This window comes from Mesorhizobium sp. M7D.F.Ca.US.004.01.2.1 (genome assembly GCF_003997785.1).
In the GTDB taxonomy this organism is placed as follows: domain Bacteria; phylum Pseudomonadota; class Alphaproteobacteria; order Rhizobiales; family Rhizobiaceae; genus Mesorhizobium; species Mesorhizobium loti.
In genome coordinates this window covers 1-4,522 of record NZ_RZRQ01000415.1, presented here as the reverse complement: position 1 = coordinate 4,522, position 4,522 = coordinate 1, and the positions used below count along the sequence as shown (strand labels likewise).

Below are 4,522 nucleotides of genomic sequence, written 5' to 3'. Positions count from 1 at the left end.
GGGCTTGGCGTTGGCGTCGAGCGCCAGCAGGCGGCGCTGCTCGATCACCGCGCGCGCCAGCGGATTGGCGAATGGCCGCTCCGGCATCAGCAGCGTCTTGGTCTCACTCGATGCAGTGTGCCCGGCATCGTCGGTGGCAACCAGCGTCAGCTTGATGCTGCTGCCGGCCCAGACATGTTCGGTCAGGTCCTTCGAGGTCCTGGCGGCGTTCGACTTTCCACCACGACGCGGCAGCGACAGCGGCATTTCAGGCGGACTATAGAGCGGGTGTGCATTGGGCGCCTGCGGATCTGCGAGCGTGAACACCGCCTTGGCGGTGGCGGCGCCATAATCGTCGTCGATCTGGTAGTTGAGTTCGAAGGCGCCGTTGGCGGCGCGCTTCGGCTCGCCGACGAAGCGGATCTGTGGCGGCTTGTCGGATATGACCGCGAAGGCCCAGCGCCCCAGCTGGTCCTCGCCCGACGTCAGCGTCAGCGTGCCGTCACCGGTCAGCTTGCCGGTGAACTGGCGCACTTTGGATGGTGTCGCCGGCGTTGGCGCCGGCTTGGCGGCGGCGGCCTGGGGGCCGGCCGGGTCGATGGCGCGGGAATTGCCCTGCTTGTCGGCATAGGCAAGGGTTTCTTCGCCCGAGCCGCCGGTCACACGCAGCGAGACGTCGCTGCCTTCCGGAATGGTGAAGGTCGGCGTCGCCTGGTTGGCGTCGGCGGTCAGGAAGATCGGCGGCTTGCCGGTGTAGGCCGGTGGCGTCACCCAGGCGTCGATGCGCGGCGGCACGGCATCATGCGCCCCATGGGCATTGAACCCGTCGCTGATCCTGCCGCCTGTTGGCCCGAAGGAGAAGGCAAAGGCGGTAACGAGCAAAAGTGCCGCCACCGCGCGCAGCCCCCAGGGGTCGTGTTCCGGCACGCGTGTACGCGGCAGGTCGGCGCCGAGGCTGTCGAGCTTTCCGGCCATGCGCTTCTGGTGTTCGCGCCACAGCGCCTGCGAAAAGCTGCTTTCCCGGCCGCTTGGCCGGTCGGTCTGCACCAGCACCGGGCTGTGCAACAGTTGATTGGCCGCCTCGATCCGGCGGTCGATTTCGGCAGCGCCCGGCAGGCGGAAGAAGCGCAGCGGATAGAGCGCGGCCAATGCCGCGATGGCAAAGGCGGCGACGAGGCCGATGCGCGCCATATCCGGCACCCGGGAGAAGATGCCGAGCCAAGAGATGCTGAGGAACAGGCTGGCGACGATGACGAGCGGAAGCAGCAACGGCCAGCCGCGCTCGACCATCATCGAGACCCGCGTCGCCAGCCGGCTCAAGGCAAGGCGCCCGGGCAGGCCGCGATCGCTGCTGAAGGTGGGTCGTTGCGTCATCGGCCCTTCCTAGAGCCTATTCCATCCCGAAAGAACCGGGATGGGGCTCTATCTCCTTGAGCATGATCTGTTCCGAAAACCGGATTCCACTTTTCGGAATCATGCTGTGGGGCGGGCAGGATAGCCCAAGCCTCACGACTCGAAGAATACCAGCAAACACGGCAAAGGCGAGGCGCTTTCAAAAAACGTGAAGCCCATCGCTATAGTTGCAGTCAGAAGGTCGCCGGGTTGGCATTCGCCCCGCAGACCAGCACGGCGACGCGTTCGCCCGGCGCCGGCGTATAGCGGCCGGACAGGACGGCGGCAAAGGCCGCGGCGCCACCCGGCTCGGAGATGATGCGGACCCGGTTCCACAGGGCCTTCTGCGCGGCGATGATGTCGTCGTCGCTGACCAGGATCGAGCGTTCGACAAAGGCCTCGGCGATCGGGAACATCATTTCGCCGACGCGCTTTGGCGCCAGCGAATCAGCGGCGATGCCCTCGGCCGGCGCGTCGACGGGGTGTCCGGCCTCAAAGGCACGGTGAAGCGTCGGCGCCCCCTCCGGCTCGACGGCGATGATGCGGATGCGGCCGGCAAACCAGGCGGCGATGCCGCCGATCAGGCCGCCGCCGCCGACGGCGACCAGCAGCGTGTCGATCCCAGGCAAATCGCTCTCGATTTCGAGCCTGAGCGTGCCTTGGCCGACCAGCGTTTCCTCCTGGTTGAAAGCATGGATCTGGAGGGCGCCGGTCTGCTCGGCGAAACGTTCGCTGGCGGCCAGCGCCTCGGCGTAGCGGGCGCCGCCGACGATCAGCTCGGCGCCGTAGCTGCGGATCCGCTCCAGCTTGGCTGCCGGACTCACTTCGGGAACGAAGATGGTCGCCTTGTGGCCAAGCCGCATGGCGGCATAGGCGACGGCCGCACCATGGTTGCCGCCCGATGCGGCGACGACGCCGGCTTCGGGGACCGGACGCTCCAGCAGGTTGGTGAAGGCGCCGCGCGCCTTGAACGAACCGGAATGCTGCAGGCATTCGAGCTTCAGGTCGACCGTCAGCGGCGTGCGGTCGAAGTCGGCCATGTCGACACGCAGCACCGGCGTGTGCCTGATATAGGGGCGGATGCGCGGTTCCATCGCGGCAATGCGCTCGCGTGTGACGGTGTTGCCCTGCGACATGTGTGATCTCCTCGGGATTGACAGCAATTAGTAACTTGGCAAAATGGCTAAATGCAAGAGGTTGATGTCTTCAAGGCGATTGCCAACGAACGCAGGCTGCAGATCCTCGACTGGCTAAAGGATCCGCGCGCGCATTTCCCTGCCCAAGCGGATGGCGATCTGGTCGAGGACGGCGTTTGCGCGCTGCTGATCGCCGAAAAGCTCGGCATCACCCAGGCGACGCTGAGTGAGCATATGCGCGTGCTCACCCAAGCCGGCCTGCTGCGCGTCAGGCGCATCAAGCAATGGACGTTCTACCGTCGCGACGAGGACAGGATCGCCGACATCAGGGCGCTCGTGCAGAACCGGCTATAGCGCTTCCGGCCGGCATCCAGGCCGGGCAGCTTCTATGCAAGCCAGTCGGGCACGGAATCAAGCCCGATCAGGTCGTCATAGGTCAGGCGCGGACGCACGACGTGGAACCGGTCGCCGTCGACCAGCACCTCCGGCACCAGCAAGCGGGTGTTGTAAGTGCCGGCCTGCACCGCGCCATAGGCGCCGGCGGTGGAGACGGCAATTAGGTCACCGGCCTTCAGCCTGGGCAGATCGCGATCGAGGCCGATGTAATCGCCGGTCTCGCAGACCGGGCCGACCACATCGACCATCATGCGCGGCGTGTCCGCCGGCGGCTGCACGACCGGGCGGATGTCATGGAAAGCATCGTAGAGCGTCGGCCGGATCAGATCGTTCATGGCGGCGTCGACGACGAGGAAGTTCTTGGCGTCGCCTTCCTTTACGAAGATCACTTCCGAGACGAGGATGCCGGCATTGCCCACGATCAGCCGGCCCGGCTCGAACATCACCTTCAACCCGAGCTTGGTGACATGCCTCCTGACGATCTGGGCATAGGCATCGGGCAGCGGCGGCGGGTTGTTGTCGACGCGATAAGGGATGCCGAGGCCGCCGCCGAGGTCGATATGCTCGATGGCATGGCCGTCGGTGCGCAGCGCGCCGACCAGATCGACAAGCAGAGCGAAGGCGTCGTCGAAAGGCTGCAGTTCGGTGATCTGGCTGCCGATATGGGTGTCGATGCCGGTGATCTTGATACCGGGAAGCTTTGCCGCGCGGGCATAGACCTGGCGGGCCTTCTGCCACGGGATGCCGAACTTGTTCTCGGCCTTGCCAGTGGAGATCTTCTTGTGGGTCCTGGCGTCGACATCGGGATTGATACGTAGCGAGATCGACGCCACCTTGCCAAGTGCGGCGGCTCGCGCCGACAGCAGTTCGAGTTCAGGCTCGGATTCAACGTTGAAGCAGAGGATGCCGGCGGCAAGGGCAAAGTCCATTTCACGCGCGGTCTTGCCGACGCCCGAAAACAGGATCTTGCCTGCCGGGATGCCGGCGGCCAGCGCCCGGCGCAATTCACCTTCCGAAACCACATCGGCGCCGGCGCCGAGCTTCGCCAGCGTGCGCAGAACGGCCTGGTTGGAATTGGCCTTCATGGCGTAGCAGACCCGCGCGTCGAGCCCGGCAAAGGCTTGCGCGAACACCCGGTAGTGTCTGGTCAAGGTGGCCGTCGAATAGCAGTAGAACGGCGTGCCGACCTGTGTAGCGATATCGGGGATCGCCACGTCCTCGGCATGGAGCACGCCGTCGCGGTAGTCGAAATGGTTCACTCGAGTGGTTCCGGAAAGTTGGGGCACGATGAGACCGGGTTTGGAAAGACCAACCCCGGTGTCATCGGCTCTAGATCAGCGGGTCGAGGATGAATTTCTTGTCCACGACCGGTTTTTCCGGCTCCGGCGGCACAGGCTGGTGAGCCTTCGAGGCGTCCTTGCGCGCTTGCACGGCTGCCTCATAGGGCGTGTCGAGACCGCCCCTCCTACCGCAGGCCGAAACGGCCGCGATCGCAACCAGCAGCGTCAGCGTCACCAAAATCCTGCTTCCGGTCATCGATCCATCCGTCCGAAACGTTTGCCAGCCGCCGCTTTTAGCCGAGTTCTCAGCGTATTGCACCCCGGATATTGCTGGTCGCA

The 4,522-nt window shown here is 65.3% G+C and carries 5 protein-coding genes; 1 reads left to right on the top strand and 4 read right to left on the bottom strand.

Features of this window, described 5'->3' with window-relative positions:
• Together EN993_RS31900 and EN993_RS31895 are read right to left on the bottom strand one after the other, a co-directional pair.
• Window positions 1-1,353 (bottom strand): TIGR02302 family protein (locus tag EN993_RS31900; RefSeq protein ID WP_127265755.1); only part of this gene is annotated, 1,353 nt, incomplete at its 3' end.
• Window positions 1,354-1,565: 212 nt separating this feature from the next.
• Window positions 1,566-2,507 carry a threonine/serine dehydratase gene (locus EN993_RS31895; RefSeq protein WP_127265754.1) on the bottom strand — a complete coding sequence of 314 codons (942 nt, stop codon included), beginning with the start codon at window positions 2,505-2,507 and terminating at the stop codon, window positions 1,566-1,568.
• A 51-nt stretch (window positions 2,508-2,558) separates the two neighbouring features.
• Between EN993_RS31895 and EN993_RS31890 the strand changes: the two genes are divergently transcribed.
• The gene (locus EN993_RS31890) at window positions 2,559-2,861 is read left to right on the top strand and encodes a metalloregulator ArsR/SmtB family transcription factor (protein WP_109671641.1); all 303 of its coding nucleotides are present in this window, start codon (window positions 2,559-2,561) and stop codon (window positions 2,859-2,861) included.
• A gap of 32 nt (window positions 2,862-2,893) precedes the next feature.
• On the opposite strand, the gene lysA is transcribed toward EN993_RS31890, so the two are convergent.
• Window positions 2,894-4,162 carry a diaminopimelate decarboxylase gene (gene lysA, locus EN993_RS31885; protein WP_127265752.1) on the bottom strand — a complete coding sequence of 423 codons (1,269 nt, stop codon included), beginning with the start codon at window positions 4,160-4,162 and terminating at the stop codon, window positions 2,894-2,896.
• Window positions 4,163-4,232: 70 nt separating this feature from the next.
• Window positions 4,233-4,439, bottom strand: a complete 207-nt coding sequence (locus tag EN993_RS31880; protein ID WP_056583600.1) for a lipoprotein — start codon at window positions 4,437-4,439, stop codon at window positions 4,233-4,235.
• Window positions 4,440-4,522: the final 83 nt, after the last annotated feature.

What these genes read in the sequence shown, in the direction of transcription:
- EN993_RS31895 (WP_127265754.1), bottom strand. Translation starts at nt 2,507, where the DNA reads ATGTCGCAGGGCAACACCGTCACACGCGAGCGCATTGCCGCGATGGAA.
- EN993_RS31890 (WP_109671641.1), top strand. Translation starts at nt 2,559, where the DNA reads ATGCAAGAGGTTGATGTCTTCAAGGCGATTGCCAACGAACGCAGGCTG.
- EN993_RS31880 (WP_056583600.1), bottom strand. Translation starts at nt 4,439, where the DNA reads ATGACCGGAAGCAGGATTTTGGTGACGCTGACGCTGCTGGTTGCGATC.